We start from the raw sequence: 18,759 nt of genomic DNA, 5'->3' as shown, positions 1-18,759 counted from the left end.
AAGATCTTGCGGCCTGATGCCCTCACCCCGTCCCTCTCCCACGGGAGAGGGTGCAAACACTAAAAACCGTCTCGTAGAGACGGTTTTGCTGTTTATACTGCTGTCTGGAAGATAACCCCGTCGGCCTTCTCGGTGTACTGAGAGAGCTGGTCGAAGTTCAGATAGCGGTAGGTATCCACCGCCGTCTTATCCACCTGAGCCACAAAGGTCTGGTACTCTTCCGGCGTTGGCAGTTTGCCAATCAGCGCCGCAACCGCCGCCAGCTCCGCAGAGGCCAGGTAGACGTTCGCACCGGTACCTAAACGGTTCGGGAAGTTACGGGTTGAGGTGGAGACCACCGTCGCACCGTCGGCCACGCGCGCCTGGTTACCCATACACAGGGAACAGCCAGGGATTTCGATACGCGCGCCGCTCTTACCAAACACGCTGTAGTAGCCCTCTTCGGTCAGCTGCGCCGCATCCATACGGGTTGGCGGAGCCACCCACAGACGGGTCGGCAACTGGCCTTTGTGGGTATCCAGCAGCTTACCGGCAGCACGGAAGTGGCCGATGTTGGTCATGCAGGAGCCGATGAACACTTCGTCGATCTTCTCGCCCTGAACCTCAGACAGCGGACGTGCGTCGTCCGGATCGTTCGGTGCACACAGGATTGGCTCTTTGATATCCGCCAGATCGATGTCGATCACCGCCGCGTATTCTGCGTCAGCGTCGGCTTCCAGCAGCTGCGGATCCGCCAGCCATTTTTCCATGCCCTGAATACGACGCTCCAGCGTACGACGGTCGCCGTAGCCTTCCGCAATCATCCACTTCAGCAGCACGATGTTGGAGGTCAGATACTCAACAATCGGCTCTTTGTTCAGCTTGATGGTACAGCCCGCCGCAGAACGCTCTGCGGAGGCATCGGTCAGCTCGAACGCCTGCTCCACTTTCAGATCCGGCAGACCTTCAATTTCCAGGATACGGCCGGAGAAGATGTTTTTCTTCCCTTTCTTCTCAACGGTCAGCAGGCCCTGTTTAATCGCATACAGCGGGATCGCGTGAACCAGGTCGCGCAGGGTGATGCCCGGCTGCATTTTACCTTTGAAGCGCACCAGCACCGACTCAGGCATGTCCAGCGGCATTACGCCGGTCGCCGCAGCAAACGCCACCAGACCGGAGCCCGCCGGGAAGGAGATACCGATTGGGAAACGGGTGTGGGAGTCACCGCCGGTACCGACGGTATCCGGCAGAAGCATGCGGTTCAGCCAGGAGTGAATCACGCCGTCACCCGGACGCAGAGAAACGCCGCCGCGGTTCATGATGAAGTCAGGCAGCGTGTGGTGCGTGGTTACGTCAACCGGCTTCGGATAGGCCGCCGTGTGGCAGAATGACTGCATTACCAGGTCAGAAGAGAAGCCCAGGCACGCCAGGTCTTTCAGTTCATCACGGGTCATTGGGCCCGTGGTGTCCTGAGAGCCCACGGAGGTCATCTTCGGCTCGCAGTACGCGCCAGGACGGATACCGGCAACGCCGCACGCGCGACCCACCATTTTCTGTGCCAGCGAGAAGCCGCGGTTGCTTTCCGCAACGTCTTTCGCGTGGCGGAAAACGTCCGAGTGCGGCAGACCCAGCGCTTCACGCGCTTTGGTGGTCAGGCCACGACCAATGATCAGCGGGATACGGCCACCGGCGCGCACCTCGTCAATCAGCACGTCAGTTTTCAGCTCGAAGCTTGCCAGCAGCTCGTTGGTCTCGTGGTTACGCACTTCGCCTTTGAACGGATAGACGTCAATCACGTCGCCCATGTTCAGGTTGCTCACATCCACTTCGATCGGCAGCGCGCCCGCATCTTCCATGGTGTTGAAGAAGATTGGCGCAATTTTGCCGCCGAGGCACAGGCCGCCGCCGCGCTTGTTTGGCACGTGCGGAATGTCGTCGCCCATGAACCACAGCACGGAGTTGGTGGCGGACTTACGGGAAGAGCCGGTACCGACAACGTCACCGACATAGGCCAGCGGGAAACCTTTCTTCTGAAGCGCTTCGATCTGTTTGATCGGGCCAACAACGCCTGGCTGATCCGGCTCAATGCCTTCACGGGCGTTTTTCAGCATCGCCAGGGCGTGCAGAGGAATATCCGGGCGAGACCACGCGTCCGGCGCCGGAGAGAGGTCATCGGTGTTGGTTTCACCGGTCACTTTAAAGACGGTCACGGTGATTTTTTCAGCGAGCGCAGGACGGTTCAGGAACCATTCGGCATCAGCCCAGGACTGCATCACCTGCTTCGCATAGACGTTGCCCGCTTTGGCTTTTTCTTCTACGTCGTAGAAGTTATCGAACATCAGCAGCGTGGAAGAGAGCGCTTTAGCGGCAATCGGTGCCAGCTTGTCGTTATCCAGCGCGTCAATCAGCGGATGAATGTTGTAACCACCCTGCATGGTGCCGAGCAGTTCAATGGCTTTTTCAGGAGTAACCAGTGGGGAGGTGGCTTCGCCTTTGGCGATAGCAGCAAGGAATCCGGCTTTTACGTAGGCAGCTTCATCTACGCCAGGCGGTACGCGGTTGATCAGCAGATCTAACAGGAATTCTTCTTCGCCCTCAGGCGGGTTCTTCAGCAGCTCGACGAGCGCGGCCATTTGGGTTGCATCTAAAGGTTTGGGTACAATTCCCTCGGCGGCACGTTCTGCTACGTGCTTACGGTATTCTTCTAGCACGACGGTTCTCCTCGCTCTCATTGTCATATGCGGCGGGCGTTCTCTTCACGCTCCTGTGAGACAGCAGTTTGTAGGGTAAATGCCCGATACCGCGTCGGGCAGCATAGCAGGATTTCTGCACAGTGTTAATCCGTTTACAAAAAAGCAACATTAAAAAATTTGCTGAATCGTTAAGCATGGTGTAGCGGGGGGTCGAGATGAATTTTGGGTACAAAAAAACCGCCTGGTAGCGGTTATTTTGTTGCCTTGCGGTGGTAGCACACCGGGCTGGCAGATTTGCGGCAATGCACTCGGCATGAATAATGTTCCTGAGTATGCAGATCCGCAAGCACATATTTTATGTTTACGAGCTGCCATCCAGTTTCGAATGAAAAAGGATGAAACTGCATTTCACCTATTTTCAGTCCATTTCGGCTGTAATACTGTTGCCCCCGGCCTGCTTCGCTGGTGTAGCAACCAGTCACCGGGCCATGAACTAGCTGCTGGCCGCTCGCAAGAGCGGCCTTCTGAATTCCCTCCGGTTTTTCCCGCATCGCATATAATTGCGTAATAAATACTCACACTCTTTATCCGGACACACCGAACGCTTCCCAATAAAAGTCAAAAAAGTAAAAGACGTGTAATTGATACTCACGCCAACCGTAACGCCTCACGGCACAGCGCTTGTCTCATCGGAGTCATTTTATGAAGTTGCCTTTTAAGCCTCACCTGCTCGTCCTTCTGTGCAGTGCCGGGCTGTTTGCCGCCTCGGGCGTGATGTTTGTCAAAGGCCGCGCAACGGAGCCCGCTGCGCCTGCCCCCGTCGCACAACAGCCAGCTGCACCGGCGCCTGCCGCAGCCCAGCCTGCTCCGGTTGTCGCGCCAACCTACACTGCCGCGCAAATCGACCAGTGGGTTGCCCCCATTGCGCTCTATCCGGATGCCCTGCTGTCGCAGATTTTAATGGCGTCAACCTATCCGTCTAACGTTATCCAGGCGGCGCAGTGGTCAAAGGACAATCCTAAAATGCAGGGTGATGCCGCCATTCAGGCGGTGGCCAATCAGCCGTGGGATCCCAGCGTGAAATCGCTGGTCGCGTTTCCTCAGCTGATGTCGCTAATGGGTGAAAATCCGCCGTGGGTACAAAATCTGGGGGATGCGTTTCTCGCGCAGCCGAAAGACGTGATGGATTCGGTGCAACGGTTGCGCCTGCTGGCGCAACAAGCGGGTGTGCTGCAATCCACGCCGCAGCAGACGGTCACCACCGTCACGAAGCCCGCACCGGCAAAAACAACATCAACAACGGCAACGGAAACAACCAGCAATCCGACGGTCATTAAAATTGAATCCGCCGATCCGCAGGTGGTTTACGTTCCCACCTATAACCCGAATACGGTTTACGGTACATGGCCCAACACCACTTACCCGCCGGTGTATCTCCCGCCCTCCCCCGGCGAGCAATTCACCGACAGCCTGGTCAAAGGTTTGGGTTTCAGTCTCGGGGTCGCAACAACCTACGCCATCTTCAGCAATATCGACTGGGATGATGACGATGACTGGGATCATCACCACGACGACTGGGAGAATCACGGCGGCTATAACCACAACGGTGATAACAACATCAATATTAACGTTGATAATTTCAACAGAATCAGCGGGCAGCATCTCACCGATATCAACCGCACATGGCAGCACAATCCGGCCTATCGTGAGGGCGTTCCCTACCCGAATAATCAGTTGGCTAACCGTTTCCACTCCACAAATACAGCCACAGGGCTAAGCGCAACGCAGCAAAAGTCGGTTAATCGCGACAGCCAGCGCCAGGCCGCGCTCAGCCAGATGGAAAAATCAACTGGAAAAACCTTCCCGCGCACCGGCACGCGGGATGCTCAGCGTCTGGCCTCGACGCAGCAGTTAGCGCAGATTTCGCAGCGCAATAACTATCGTGGGTATGACGCCAGGCCGCAGACCGTAAAACGCGCGAGTACACCGCAGCGTGAAAATCACCAGACTGCCGTGCACAGACAGGAGAAGCGGGCTTCACAGACGCTACAGCAGCCAGCCAGACTGCATCGTGCCAATGCGCTGAGCGGCAACGACAGCCGCTCCGCCAACTGGCAGGCGCAGCAGCAGCGAGGTGCACAGAGTCGGCAGCTCGCTGCTCGCCAACAGCAATCGCGCCAGGTTTCTGGCGAACGTGTAGAACGCCGTGAATTCCGTCATCGTTAAGGGAGCCGACATGAAAAGTAAATTACTCAGTGGAATAGTATTGTTCATGGCTTCGGCGACCGTTATGGCGCAGCAATCCTTCAGTTCGCCAGAACAGGCAACCAATGCGCTGGCAAGCGCCATCAGCGAGCAAAACGAAAGTGCGATGAACAATCTGCTCGGCGAAAACTGGCGCGATTTTCTGCCGCCTGAAGGCGTTGATCCGGATGCGGTCGATCGCTTCCTGCGCGACTGGAACGTCCGTCATAACACCGTTGTCGAAGGGGATACGGCGCATCTTGTGGTCGGAAATAGCGGCTGGCAGCTTCCCATCCCGGTGATCAAAACCGCCTCCGGCTGGCAGTTTGACATCAAAGAAGGGGCCGAGGAGATCCTGACCCGCGAAATTGGGCGTAACGAGCTCGCCGCCATCGAAGCCCTGCATGCCTACGTAGATGCCCAGCAGAGCTATTTTGCGATGAACCAGAAATACGCGCAGAAGATTGTCAGCTCTGAAGGGAAAAAGGACGGTCTGTACTGGCCCGTCTCGCCCGGAGAAACGCCGAGCCCGCTTGGCCCGGCGTTCAGTCCGAAAGAGCCGGGTGCGGGTTACCACGGCTATCGCTTCCGCATCCTGCCGGATAATCACGGTTTTGCGATGGTGGCCTGGCCGGTCAGCTATGGTCAGACGGGCGTAATGAGCTTTGTGATTAACCAGGACGACAAGGTGTACCAGTCCGATCTCGGCAGTGATTCAGAGCAGAAAGCCCGTGCGCTAGCCGCCTACAGCCCTGATAAAACCTGGCAGCCGGTGGCACCCTAAACACAGCGCATAAAAAAAGCGGCCATTGGCCGCTTTTTTTCATCTGAAGAAACTTATTTCTTCTTCGCTTTCGCGTTTGGCAGGTCGGTGATGCTGCCTTCAAACACTTCAGCCGCCAGGCCCACGGACTCGTGCAGAGTTGGGTGAGCGTGGATGGTCAGCGCGATGTCTTCCGCATCGCAGCCCATTTCAATAGCCAGACCGATTTCACCCAGCAGCTCGCCGCCGTTGGTGCCGACAATCGCACCACCGATCACGCGGTGAGTCTCTTTGTCGAAGATCAGTTTGGTCATACCGTCAGCACAGTCGGACGCGATAGCACGGCCAGAAGCAGCCCACGGGAAGGTGGCGGTTTCGTAGCTGATGCCTTTCTCTTTCGCTTCTTTCTCAGTCAGACCAACCCATGCAACTTCTGGCTCGGTGTACGCGATAGATGGGATGACTTTCGGATCGAAGTAGTGCTTCATGCCGGCGATAACTTCAGCGGCAACGTGACCTTCGTGAACACCTTTGTGCGCCAGCATTGGCTGACCGACGATATCGCCGATAGCAAAGATGTGCGGCACGTTAGTGCGCAGCTGCTTGTCAACGCGGATGAAGCCACGGTCGTCCACTTCCACGCCAGCTTTGCCCGCATCGAGGTTTTTACCGTTCGGCACACGACCGATAGCCACCAGCACGGCGTCGTAACGCTGTGGTTCGGATGGAGCTTTTTTGCCTTCCATGGAAACGTAAATACCGTCTTCTTTCGCTTCAACGGCAGTCACTTTGGTTTCCAGCATCAGGTTGAATTTCTTGCTGATGCGTTTGGTGAAGACTTTAACGATGTCTTTGTCGGCAGCCGGGATAACCTGGTCGAACATTTCAACCACGTCAATGTCTGAACCCAGCGCATGGTACACGGTACCCATTTCCAGACCGATGATACCGCCGCCCATGACCAGCAGGCGCTTAGGAACGGTTTTCAGCTCCAGAGCATCAGTGGAATCCCACACGCGTGGATCTTCATGCGGAATGAATGGCAGTTCAATTGGGCGAGAGCCTGCCGCGATGATCGCGTTGTCGAAGTTGATCACGGTTTTGCCGTTTTCGCCTTCAACTTCCAGGGTGTTCGCACCGGTGAATTTACCCAGACCGTTTACCACTTTCACCTTACGGCCTTTGGCCATACCCGCCAGACCGCCGGTCAGCTGAGTGATAACTTTCTCTTTCCAGGTACGAATTTTGTCGATATCAGTTTTCGGCTCGCCGAAGACGATACCGTGTTCAGCCAGCGCTTTGGCTTCTTCGATAACTTTCGCTACGTGCAGCAGCGCTTTAGAAGGGATACAGCCGACGTTCAGACAAACACCGCCGAGGGTGCTGTAACGTTCTACGATGACGGTTTCCAGACCTAAATCCGCTGCGCGGAATGCTGCGGAGTAACCTGCTGGGCCTGCCCCAAGTACTACGACCTGAGTTTTGATTTCTGTGCTCATCATGACCTCTTAATTTATACCCGTCGTCCACCGGGTCGTTCTATCCGCCCGTATTTTACAAAATTGTTAACAATTTTGAAACAACAAACGGCTCACGAATTATCGCTTTCACCCATAACCTCATAAACCCCATGAGGTTATCAGAAAAAAGCCGGCCGAGCGGCCGGCTTTTCGATTACATCACCAGGCGGCGAATGTCGCTCAGGGTGTTGTTGATGATGGTGATGAAACGTGCACCATCAGCACCGTCGATCACGCGGTGGTCGAAGGACAGAGAGATTGGCATCATCAGACGCGGTACGAACTCTTTGCCGTTCCACACCGGCTCCATCGCGGACTTGGACACACCGAGGATAGCCACTTCCGGCGCGTTAACAATCGGCGCGAAGTGGGTGGTACCCAGGCCGCCGATGCTGGAGATAGTGAAGCAGCCGCCCTGCATTTCGCCGGCAGTCAGCTTACCATCACGCGCTTTTTTGGAGATGGTGGTCAGTTCACGGGACAGCTCAGTAATGCTCTTCTTGTTCACGTCTTTGAAGACCGGAACAACCAGACCATTTGGCGTATCAACCGCAACACCGATGTTGATGTATTTCTTCAGCGTCAGCTTCTGACCGTCTTCGGACAGGGAGCTGTTGAAGCGTGGCATCTGCTCAAGGGCAGCGGCAACGGCTTTCATGATGAAGACCACTGGGGTGAATTTCACGTCCAGCTTACGCTTCTCAGCTTCGGCGTTCTGCTGTTTACGGAACGCTTCCAGATCGGTGATATCGGTTTTGTCGAAGTGCGTAACGTGCGGGATCATCACCCAGTTACGGCTCAGGTTCGCACCAGAGATTTTCTGAATGCGGCCCAGCTCCACTTCTTCGATTTCTCCGAACTTGCTGAAGTCCACTTTCGGCCATGGCAGCATGCCCGGGATACCGCCGCCAGCGGCTGCAGCTGGTGCAGCTTCGGCGCGTTTCACCGCGTCTTTCACGTAGGTCTGCACGTCTTCGCGCAGGATACGACCCTTACGGCCGGTTCCTTTCACTTTCGCCAGGTTCACGCCGAACTCGCGCGCCAGGCGACGAATCAGCGGGGTAGCGTGGACGTACGCGTCGTTTTCAGCGAACTCAGATTTTTCTGCTTTAGCAGCAGGCGCAGCAGCGGGTTTAGCAGCCTGAGCCGGTGCAGCAGCCGGTGCTGGAGCAGCCGCGGCAGCTGGAGCTGCGGCAGGCGCAGCGCCTTCCACTTCGAAGACCATGATCAGAGAGCCGGTAGACACTTTGTCGCCGGTGCTGATTTTGATCTCTTTAACGGTACCGGCGAACGGCGCAGGGACTTCCATAGAAGCCTTGTCGCCTTCAACGGTGATCAGTGACTGTTCAGCGGCAACTTTGTCGCCCACTTTTACCATCACTTCGGTCACTTCAACTTCGTCACCGCCGATGTCCGGTACGTTAACGTCTTTCGCGCCGCCAGCAGCCGCTGGTGCAGCAGCCGGAGCCGGAGCAGCGGCCTGTGCAGGCGCGGCGGCAGGTGCAGCACCCGCCACTTCGAAGACCATAATCAGGGAGCCGGTAGACACTTTATCACCGGTGTTGATCTTGATCTCTTTAACGGTACCGGCGAACGGCGCTGGCACTTCCATAGAGGCTTTGTCGCCTTCTACGGTGATCAGTGACTGCTCGGCCGCAACGGTGTCGCCCACTTTCACCAGGATTTCAGTGACTTCAACTTCGTCGCCGCCGATGTCAGGCACATTGACTTCTTTCGCGCTCGCGGCAGCTGCTGGAGCAGCTGCGGCCGGAGCGGCTTTCTTCTCTTCCTGCGCAGGTGCAGCAGCTGCTGCACCGTCGGCGGAATCGAAAATCATGATCAGTTTGCCGGTCTCGGTTTTATCGCCAACAGAGACTTTGATCTCTTTAACGATGCCAGCCTGAGGAGACGGGACTTCCATAGAGGCTTTGTCGCCTTCTACGGTGATCAGCGACTGTTCAGCTTCAACTTTGTCGCCAACTTTGACCAGGATCTCGGTGATTTCAACTTCATCAGCCCCGATGTCCGGTACATTGATTTCGATAGCCATTATTCTTTTACCTCTTACGCCAGACGCGGGTTAACTTTTTCTGCATCGATGTTGAATTTGGTAATTGCGTCCGCAACCACTTTCTTATCGATTTCGCCACGTTTAGCCAGTTCGCCCAGTGCTGCTACAACCACGTAAGAAGCATCAACTTCGAAGTGGTGACGCAGGTTTTCGCGGCTGTCAGAACGACCGAAGCCGTCAGTACCCAGTACGCGATAATCATCAGCCGGAACGTAAGTACGAACCTGCTCAGCGAACAGTTTCATGTAGTCAGTAGATGCCACCGCTGGCGCGTCGTTCATCACCTGAGCGATGTACGGAACGCGTGGGGTTTCCATTGGGTGCAGCATGTTCCAGCGCTCACAATCCTGGCCATCACGCGCCAGTTCAGTGAAGGAAGTTACAGAGTACACGTCGGAACCCACGCCGTAGTCTTTCGCCAGGATCTGCGCTGCTTCACGCACGTGACGCAGGATAGAGCCGGAGCCCAGCAGCTGAACTTTACCTTTGCTACCTTCGATGGTTTCGAGTTTATAGATACCTTTACGGATACCTTCCTCGGCACCTGCTGGCATTGCCGGCATGTGGTAGTTTTCGTTCAGGGTGGTGATGTAGTAGTAAATGTTCTCTTGCGCTTCACCGTACATGCGCTGCAGACCGTCATGCATGATGACTGCCACTTCGTACGCGTAAGACGGATCGTAAGAGATACAGTTAGGGATAGTCAGAGACTGAATGTGGCTGTGGCCATCTTCGTGCTGCAGACCTTCACCGTTCAGGGTCGTACGACCGGAAGTACCACCGATCAGGAAGCCGCGAGCCTGCTGGTCGCCTGCCTGCCAGCACAGGTCACCGATGCGCTGGAACCCGAACATGGAGTAGTAAATGTAGAACGGGATCATCGGCAGGTTGTTGGTGCTGTAAGAGGTCGCAGCAGCCAGCCAGGATGCGCCTGCGCCCAGCTCGTTGATACCTTCCTGCAGGATCTGACCTTTCTCGTCTTCTTTGTAGTAAGCAACCTGCTCACGGTCCTGCGGGGTGTACTGCTGGCCGTTCGGGCTGTAGATACCGATCTGACGGAACAGACCTTCCATACCGAAAGTACGCGCTTCGTCGGCGATGATTGGAACCAGACGATCTTTGATCGACTTGTTCTTCAGCATCACGTTCAGGGCACGAACGAAAGCGATGGTGGTAGAGATCTCTTTGTTCTGCTCTTCCAGCAGCTGAGAGAAGTCTTCCAGCGCCGGCAGTTCCAGCTTCTCGGTGAAGTTAGGCTGACGAGCAGGCAGGTAGCCTTTCAGCGCCTGACGACGTTCGTGCAGGTACTTGTGCTCTTCTGAACCTTCCGGGAAAGTGATGTAAGACAGGTTTTCTACCTGCTCATCGGTCACTGGAACGTTGAAACGGTCGCGGATATAACGCACGCCGTCCATGTTCATTTTCTTAACCTGGTGAGCGATGTTTTTACCTTCTGCGGTATCACCCATGCCGTAACCTTTAATGGTGTGGGCCAGGATTACAGTCGCTTTACCTTTGGTTTCGCGCGCTTTTTTCAGTGCAGCGTAGATTTTCTTCGGATCGTGACCACCGCGGTTCAGGGCCCAGATCTGCTCATCAGTCCAGTCTGCAACCAGGGCTGCGGTTTCTGGATATTTGCCGAAGAAGTGCTCACGCACGTAGGCACCGTCTTTGGATTTGAAGGTCTGATAGTCACCGTCAACGGTTTCGTTCATCAGTTGGATCAGTTTACCGCTGGTGTCTTTACGCAGCAGTTCGTCCCAACGGGAACCCCACATCACTTTAATCACGTTCCAGCCAGCACCTGCGAAGATGCCTTCCAGTTCGTTGATGATCTTGCCGTTACCGGTTACCGGACCATCCAGACGCTGCAGGTTACAGTTGATGATGAAGCACAGGTTGTCCAGCTTCTCACGGGTTGCGATGGTGATCGCACCTTTGGATTCTGGCTCATCCATTTCGCCGTCGCCCAGGAAGGCGTAAACGGTCTGCTCGGAGGTGTCTTTCAGACCACGGTGTTCCAGATACTTCAGGAATTTCGCCTGGTAGATCGCACCGATTGGACCCAGACCCATAGATACGGTAGGGAACTGCCAGAATTCAGGCATCAGTTTAGGGTGCGGATAAGAAGACAGACCTTTACCGTGAACTTCCTGACGGAAGTTGTTCATCTGCTCTTCGGTCAGACGACCTTCCAGGAATGCACGTGCATAGATGCCCGGAGAGATGTGGCCCTGGAAGTACACCAGATCGCCGCCGTCTTTCTCGTTCGCTGCACGGAAGAAGTGGTTGAAGCACACTTCGTAAACGGTTGCAGAAGACTGGAAGGACGCCATGTGGCCACCCAGCTCCAGGTCTTTCTTGGACGCGCGCAGAACGGTCATGATGGCGTTCCAGCGGATTGCAGAACGGATACGACGTTCCAGATCCAGATTGCCCGGGTATTCCGGTTCGTCTTCAACGGCAATCGTGTTTACGTAGTTGCTAGCCCCTGCACCTGAAGCAACCTTCACGCCGCCTTTGCGGGCTTCAGAAAGCAGCTGATCAATCAGATACTGAGCGCGCTCAACACCTTCTTCACGGATGACCGATTCGATCGCCTGTAGCCAGTCGCGAGTTTCGATCGGATCCACGTCATTTTGGAGACGTTCTGACATGGGGGTATTCCTTATCTATCTAATACGTTGATTTGTCTGGAACCTGTCCCATTGTATTTTCGTCAGAAAACACAATAAGACAGGTTCTGCGTTTAGTTGCCGCGCTCTAAAAGTACCTGGCGCTTAATCCTTTCGTTGCTGTATGCGGCGTAATGAACGTTCGCGACGCGATTGTTCACGGCTGCGGTCCAGCAAGATTTCCTCAATGAAAGCCAGGTGACGGTGCGACGCTTCGCGCGCCTGCTCCGGCTCCCCGGCCATTATCGCCTCGAATATTCGGGTGCGATGGTTGCTTACCAGTGGGAGCATCTCCCGACGGGCATACAACAATTCAAAATTCTGACGAACGTTCTGGGCCAGCATCGGCTCCATGCAGCGTAGCAGATGGAGGAGCACCACGTTGTGTGCCGCTTCGGTGACGGCGATTTGATACTGGACGACGGCGCTGGACTCGGCGTCTAAATCGCCGGACTGCTGTGCCCGTTCAATGGCCTGATGCAGTTCGCGGATACGCACGCGATCTTCATCAGTGCTGCGAAGGGCGGCGTAATAGGCCGCAATACCTTCCAGCGCGTGACGGGTCTCAAGCAGATCAAACTGGGATTCTGGGTGGTCAGAGAGAAGTTCTACCAGCGGATCGCTGAAGCTCTGCCACAGGCTGTTTTGCACAAAGGTTCCGCCGCCCTGGCGACGAAGCAGCAAGCCCTTTGCTTCGAGGCGTTGAATCGCCTCACGCAGAGAGGGGCGTGAAACGTCGAACTGTTTTGCCAGCTCGCGTTCTGGCGGAAGTTTCTCACCCGGGCGCAGAGTCCCTTCGAGGATTAAAAACTCCAGCTGCTGCTCAATCACATCAGATAGTTTTGGTTGGCGAATTTTGCTGTAGGCCATATTCCCTGTCTTACGCCTTTTTGCCCGGAGTCAATTGGTCTTACCAATTTCTGGTTCGTATCGCTAAAGTAACAAAGTATTCACCTTCTGTCCATATTGGTTTTGATTGAAATCAGTAAACCCTGCACATTTTAACAACCTTACAGAAATAACGTTTCAGAAATGTAACTTTGCACAAATGAGTTGATTACTCCCAAAGAGGGAGTTTTAACCATAATGAAACGAGGGTTTTTGCAATCTGAAGCGATTCAACAGGGCAAATAATGAAAATTCGTCCACTTAATAAGCATTTCTATTCTATAGGTTGGGTTAGGAAGAATAAGCGGGCCGATTTACAAATGCTTTCTTTTTATTCAAGTCGTCAGCATCCCTTCATAAAGCAGGTGCATTCGCAGGCGCTTACCACTATTCTGGCGCGTACGGAAGTCATCACCGCTTTTTTCGGTTTGTTTAACCGTAAAGAAATAAATACAGAATATGGACTTTCATAATTACACACGCTCAGCGTGAACATAACAACCACACACGAGGTTTCAAATGGAAGCTCAACAGCACGGCGATCAGCTAAAGCGCGGGCTTAAAAACCGCCATATACAGCTCATCGCACTGGGCGGTGCGATTGGTACCGGCCTGTTTCTGGGCAGCGCATCCGTTATCCAGTCAGCCGGTCCCGGCATTATTTTGGGTTACGCGATAGCCGGTTTTATTGCCTTTCTGATTATGCGCCAGCTGGGAGAAATGGTCGTTGAAGAGCCGGTAGCAGGCTCATTCAGCCATTTTGCCTATAAATACTGGGGTAGCTTCGCGGGTTTTGCCTCCGGCTGGAACTACTGGGTGCTGTACGTTCTGGTTGCAATGGCAGAACTGACCGCCGTCGGGAAGTACATTCAGTTCTGGTACCCCGAGATCCCCACCTGGGCCTCCGCAGCGGCATTCTTCGTGATTATCAACGCCATTAACCTGACCAACGTGAAAGTGTTCGGCGAGATGGAGTTCTGGTTTGCCATCATCAAAGTGATTGCCGTTGTGGCGATGATCATCTTTGGCGGCTGGCTGCTGTTCAGCGGCAACGGCGGCCCGCAGGCTACCGTGCGTAACCTCTGGGAACAGGGCGGCTTCCTGCCTCACGGCATGACCGGTCTGGTGATGATGATGGCGATCATTATGTTCTCCTTCGGCGGCCTGGAGCTGGTGGGCATCACCGCCGCAGAAGCCGACAATCCGGAGCAGAGCATCCCGAAAGCCACTAACCAGGTTATCTACCGCATCCTGATCTTCTATGTGGGCTCGCTGGCCGTGCTACTCTCCCTGTTGCCGTGGACGCGCGTGACCGCTGACACCAGCCCGTTTGTTCTCATCTTCCATGAGCTGGGCGACACCTTCGTCGCAAACGCCCTTAACATCGTGGTGCTGACTGCAGCGCTCTCCGTTTACAACAGCTGCGTATACTGCAACAGCCGCATGCTGTTCGGCCTTGCCCAGCAGGGCAACGCGCCTAAGATGCTGCTCAACGTTGATAAACGCGGCGTGCCGGTCAATACCATCATTGTTTCAGCCATCGTGACCGCGCTGTGCGTGCTGATTAACTATATGGCACCGGAATCGGCGTTTGGCCTGCTGATGGCGCTGGTGGTCTCTGCGCTGGTCATCAACTGGGCAATGATCAGCCTGGCGCACATGAAGTTCCGCCGCGCGAAGCAGCAGCAGGGCGTCACTACGCGCTTCCCTGCCCTGCTGTATCCGCTGGGTAACTGGATCTGCCTGCTGTTTATGGCGGCCGTGCTGGTGATCATGCTGATCACGCCGGGTATGGCGATTTCCGTCTACCTGATCCCGGTCTGGATTGCGATCCTTGGCGTGGGCTATCTCTTTAGCCAGAAAAGCCGTAATGCCATGAAGGCGCACTAAGCCTCCCACCGCGGCACCTTGCTTTTGCGGGTGCCGCGCGTTGTTACCTCCCTCACACTTTCACGCCCATAGCGCATTTATCCATATCACCGCCCTGATACTGCAACGCATATATTCCTTTGCCAGCAAATAATTCTCTCCATACCGTAAACCGGAGAGCTGTCGATGGATAACAACAAACTGTCAGTAAAAGAAAAGATCGGCTATGGGATGGGCGACGCGGGATGCAACATTATCTTCGGCGCCATCATGTTGTTTGTTAACTATTTCTACACGGATATTTTTGGCCTGGCGCCTGCGCTGGTCGGGGTACTGCTGCTTTCCGTCCGCGTGATTGACGCCGTAACGGACCCGATCATGGGGGCGATTGCCGACCGTACCCGCAGTAAATATGGCCGGTTTCGTCCATGGCTGCTGTGGATTGCCTTCCCCTACGCGCTGTTCAGCATCCTGATGTTCACCACCCCGGAGTGGAGCTATAACAGCAAAGTTATCTATGCGTTTGTCACCTACTTCCTGCTGTCGCTCACCTATACCGCCATCAACATCCCCTACTGCTCGTTAGGTGGGGTGATCACCAACGATCCAAAAGAGCGCGTGGCCTGCCAGTCGTATCGCTTCGTGCTGGTCGGCATCGCCACGCTGCTGCTCTCATTAACGCTGCTGCCGATGGCCGACTGGTTTGGCGGAGATAACAAAGCCAAGGGCTACCAGATGGCAATGACCGTCCTGGCGCTGACAGGTACCTGTATGTTCCTGTTCTGCTTCGCCACCGTGCGCGAGCGCGTACGCCCGGCGGTACAGACCAACGACGAGCTGAAAAATGACCTGAAAGACGTGTGGAAGAACGACCAGTGGGTACGCATTCTGCTGCTGACGCTGTGCAACGTCTGCCCGGGCTTTATCCGCATGGCGGCGACCATGTATTACGTCACCTGGGTGATGGGCCAGAGCACCCACTTCGCCACCCTGTTTATCAGCCTGGGCGTTGTCGGCATGATGCTCGGCAGCGTGCTGGCAAAAGTGCTGACTGACCGCTGGTGCAAGCTGAAGGTCTTCTTCTGGACCAACATCGTGCTGGCGATTTTCTCCTGCGCCTTCTACTTCTTCGACCCGAAAGCCACCGTCACCATTGTGGTGCTCTACGTCCTGCTGAACATCCTGCACCAGATCCCGTCTCCGCTGCACTGGTCGCTGATGGCCGACGTGGACGACTACGGCGAGTGGAAGACCGGGAAACGCATCACCGGGATCAGCTTCTCCGGCAACATCTTCTTCCTGAAGCTGGGCCTTGCGATTGCCGGTGCGATGGTCGGCTTCCTGCTCTCCTGGTACGGTTATGACGCGGGCGCGAAAGCACAGAGCGCGGACGCCATTAACGGGATCGTGCTGCTCTTTACCGTTATTCCCGGCATTGGATACTTAATTACCGCGGGCGTGGTACGTCTGCTGAAAGTGGATCGCGAAACCATGAAGCAGATCCAGGCCGATCTGGAGAAGCGCCGCACCAACTACCGCGAGCTGAACGACTATCAGGAACTTAAAGCCGCTGAGACTAAATAAGGAAAGCCGAATGCAAACCTGGCCAAATCCGTTTATCGAACAACGCGCCGACCCGTACATTTTACGCCATGAGGGGCAGTACTATTTTATTGCCTCCGTGCCGCAGTACGACAGGCTGGCGATCCGCCGCGCAGACTCGCTGGAAGGGCTACGCGACGCTGAAGAGGTGGTAGTCTGGCGCAAACCCGACACCGGCCCGATGAGCCAGCTAATCTGGGCGCCCGAACTGCACCACCTCGACGGCAAGTGGTACATCTATTTTGCCGCGACGCACACCCAGGCGCTCGACGCGCTCGGGATGTTCCAGCACCGCATGTTCGCCATTGAATGTGCTGACGGCGATCCGCTCACCGGTACGTGGACGGAAAAAGGTCAGATAAAAACGCAGTTCGACACCTTCGCCCTGGACGCCACCACCTTTGTTCATCAGGGGAAACGCTGGTATTTATGGGCGCAGAAAGCGCCGGATATCACCGGCAACTCCAATCTTTATCTGTGCGAAATGGCGAACCCGTGGACGCTGAAAGGCGAGCCGGTGATGCTCAGCAAACCGGAATACGACTGGGAATGCCGCGGTTTCTGGGTCAACGAAGGCCCTGCGGTGCTGTTCCATGACGATAAGCTGTTTATCAGCTACTCTGCCAGCGCCACCGATGAGAACTACTGCATGGGATTACTGTGGATAGATATGAACGCCGATCCGCAAAACCCGGCAAACTGGCACAAATCCCCTCGCCCGGTTTTCGTCACCAGCTTTGAGAACCGCCAGTACGGGCCAGGACACAACAGCTTTACGCAAACGCCGGAAGGGGAAGATGTACTGGTGTATCACGCGCGTAATTACACCGAAATTGAGGGCGATCCGCTGTACGATCCGAACCGTCATACCCGCCTGAAGCTTGTCCGCTGGGACGAAAACGGGATGCCTGATTTCGGCATCCCGCCTGCGGATACGCTGTAGCGTTTGCGGCACGCTGGGTTACACCAGCGTGCCGTAAATGGTCAGCAGCGCCACAATAACGACCACCGCAAACGACGTTTTCTTCGCCATTGAAACGGCGGCTTTTGGCGTTTCAATCTTGTCGGTATGCGGCTCGCGCGCCAGTGAGAACTGCGCCAGGCGCGTTAACACCTGGTACTGCGACCTATGGCGGTCGCCAAGAGAAGCGAACCATGCGGGCAGCGCTTTTTCACCGTGGCCAATTAACGCGTACACCACGCCTACCAGACGCACCGGAAGCCAGTCGAGCACGTGCAGGATGGCATCAATGCCGGACAGCAAACGCTCATGCGGCGTCAGATAACGGGCAAGCCAGGTCTGCCAGGCGCGCAGAAACGCATAGCCCATCAGCAGTACCGGCCCCCACGGGCCGCCCACCACAAACCAGAACAGCGGTGCCAGGTAGTAGCGGAAGTTAATCCACAGCAGCGCGTTTTGCAGCTCGCGCAGGAACTCGCGCTCGTCGCAGTCCGGCGGCACGCCGTGGATCATCGTCAGCTCGCTCGCCATCGCGCCGCGCGCGTGGGCATCGTCACGGGAGGCGGCTTTCAGGTAGGCATGATAGTGCAAGCGCACCTTGCCCGCACCAATACACAGCACGCCGAGCAGGATCCACACCACCAGCAGCGGCACGTTGAAAAACAGTCCGTACAGCGAGCGCAGAAGCAGGAAGGTAATCGCCATCACGCCCGCCATCATCAGCAGCGTGCGCAGCATGGAAAAGTGCTTGATGCGGCGGAATAACACTTCCAGCCGGTGATCCAGTTGCCAGTGTTCGCCGAGCTTGAACAGGCGTTCAGCGATGATAACCAGCAGCATGGTAAACAACGTCATGGTATCTCCTTATTCTGACGACGCGGCAAGCATGGCGCGAAACCGTGACCAGTCAAATGCCGGGCCCGGATCGGTTTTTCTCGCCGGAGCGATATCGCTGTGCCCAGTAATATTGTCGGCGATTGCCGGGTAGAGTCCGATAAGCGTGTGGGTAATAGCAACCAGCTGCTGATACTGAGCATCGGTGTAGGGGGTCGTGTCCGTGCCTTCCAGCTCGATCCCTATTGAGAAATCGTTGCACCGTTCGCGCCCGTGATACATCGACACACCGGCATGCCAGGCACGCTTATCAAAAGGAACATACTGAACCACCTCACCATCACGGCGAATCAGGCAGTGAGCCGACACGCGCAAATGCGCAATCTCAGCGAAGAAAGGATGGGCATTGGGATCTATCGTTCCCGTGAATAACGCATCGATCCACGGGCCGCCAAACTCACCCGGCGGGAGGCTAATATTATGAACCACCAGCAGTGTGGGCTTTTCATCCTCCGGGCGGCAGTCGTGGTGCGGCGAGGGCACATGCCGCGCATCCACCAGCCATCCGTTTTCTAACAACATGCTGGAACTCCTTCTGTATGGTGCAATGACTCGGTTCAGAGTAGCATGTTTCAATATTATGATTCGTTACCAATTTGG

The 18,759-nt window shown here is 55.6% G+C and carries 13 protein-coding genes; 6 read left to right on the top strand and 7 right to left on the bottom strand.

Annotated elements, in window-relative coordinates:
• Window positions 1-92: 92 nt before the first annotated feature.
• Window positions 93-2,690: a bifunctional aconitate hydratase 2/2-methylisocitrate dehydratase gene (acnB, locus tag HBM95_03925; GenBank protein ID NIH42089.1), complete on the bottom strand. Its 2,598-nt coding sequence runs from the start codon at window positions 2,688-2,690 to the stop codon at window positions 93-95.
• Between the two features lie 684 nt (window positions 2,691-3,374).
• On the opposite strand from acnB, the gene HBM95_03920 reads away from it, so the two are divergent.
• Window positions 3,375-4,898 (top strand): DUF3300 domain-containing protein, encoded by a 1,524-nt coding sequence (locus HBM95_03920; GenBank protein ID NIH42088.1) that lies wholly within the window; start codon window positions 3,375-3,377, stop codon window positions 4,896-4,898.
• Window positions 4,899-4,908: 10 nt separating this feature from the next.
• Entirely contained in the window at window positions 4,909-5,700 is a 792-nt protein-coding gene (locus HBM95_03915) for a DUF2950 domain-containing protein (GenBank protein NIH42087.1), read from the top strand.
• A gap of 53 nt (window positions 5,701-5,753) precedes the next feature.
• Here the strand turns inward: HBM95_03915 and lpdA are convergent, their stop codons facing one another.
• From lpdA to pdhR, 4 genes are all read right to left on the bottom strand, one after another.
• Complete coding sequence (gene lpdA / locus HBM95_03910) at window positions 5,754-7,178, bottom strand: dihydrolipoyl dehydrogenase (GenBank protein ID NIH42086.1); 1,425 nt, start codon at window positions 7,176-7,178, stop codon at window positions 5,754-5,756.
• Between the two features lie 175 nt (window positions 7,179-7,353).
• Window positions 7,354-9,249, bottom strand: a complete 1,896-nt coding sequence (aceF, locus tag HBM95_03905; GenBank protein ID NIH42085.1) for a pyruvate dehydrogenase complex dihydrolipoyllysine-residue acetyltransferase — start codon at window positions 9,247-9,249, stop codon at window positions 7,354-7,356.
• Between the two features lie 14 nt (window positions 9,250-9,263).
• Window positions 9,264-11,927, bottom strand: coding sequence for a pyruvate dehydrogenase (acetyl-transferring), homodimeric type (aceE, locus tag HBM95_03900; GenBank protein NIH42084.1), 2,664 nt, complete (start codon window positions 11,925-11,927; stop codon window positions 9,264-9,266).
• Window positions 11,928-12,050: 123 nt separating this feature from the next.
• Window positions 12,051-12,815, bottom strand: coding sequence for a pyruvate dehydrogenase complex transcriptional repressor PdhR (pdhR, locus tag HBM95_03895; GenBank protein ID NIH42083.1), 765 nt, complete (start codon window positions 12,813-12,815; stop codon window positions 12,051-12,053).
• A gap of 263 nt (window positions 12,816-13,078) precedes the next feature.
• Here pdhR and HBM95_03890 point away from each other — a divergent pair, with 263 nt between their 5' ends.
• The 4 genes from HBM95_03890 to HBM95_03875 all read left to right on the top strand — a co-directional run bounded on the left by HBM95_03890 (window position 13,079) and on the right by HBM95_03875 (window position 17,247).
• Window positions 13,079-13,306: a hypothetical protein gene (locus HBM95_03890; GenBank protein ID NIH42082.1), complete on the top strand. Its 228-nt coding sequence runs from the start codon at window positions 13,079-13,081 to the stop codon at window positions 13,304-13,306.
• A gap of 46 nt (window positions 13,307-13,352) precedes the next feature.
• Complete coding sequence (gene aroP / locus HBM95_03885; GenBank protein NIH42081.1) at window positions 13,353-14,723, top strand: aromatic amino acid transporter AroP; 1,371 nt, start codon at window positions 13,353-13,355, stop codon at window positions 14,721-14,723.
• A 165-nt stretch (window positions 14,724-14,888) separates the two neighbouring features.
• The gene (locus HBM95_03880; protein NIH42080.1) at window positions 14,889-16,286 is read left to right on the top strand and encodes an MFS transporter; all 1,398 of its coding nucleotides are present in this window, start codon (window positions 14,889-14,891) and stop codon (window positions 16,284-16,286) included.
• Window positions 16,287-16,296: 10 nt separating this feature from the next.
• Complete coding sequence (locus HBM95_03875) at window positions 16,297-17,247, top strand: family 43 glycosylhydrolase (GenBank protein NIH42079.1); 951 nt, start codon at window positions 16,297-16,299, stop codon at window positions 17,245-17,247.
• Between the two features lie 18 nt (window positions 17,248-17,265).
• On the opposite strand, the gene ampE is transcribed toward HBM95_03875, so the two are convergent.
• Window positions 17,266-18,120 carry a beta-lactamase regulator AmpE gene (gene ampE / locus HBM95_03870; protein NIH42078.1) on the bottom strand — a complete coding sequence of 285 codons (855 nt, stop codon included), beginning with the start codon at window positions 18,118-18,120 and terminating at the stop codon, window positions 17,266-17,268.
• Window positions 18,121-18,129: 9 nt separating this feature from the next.
• Window positions 18,130-18,681: a 1,6-anhydro-N-acetylmuramyl-L-alanine amidase AmpD gene (gene ampD / locus HBM95_03865; GenBank protein ID NIH42077.1), complete on the bottom strand. Its 552-nt coding sequence runs from the start codon at window positions 18,679-18,681 to the stop codon at window positions 18,130-18,132.
• Window positions 18,682-18,759 lie beyond the last annotated feature (78 nt).

The sequence above is a fragment of the Enterobacter asburiae genome, from assembly GCA_011754535.1.
GTDB classification, from domain to species: Bacteria; Pseudomonadota; Gammaproteobacteria; order Enterobacterales; family Enterobacteriaceae; genus Enterobacter; species Enterobacter cloacae_N.
Note: the sequence above shows the minus strand (reverse complement) of the source record. Positions and strands in the feature narration are given on the sequence as shown.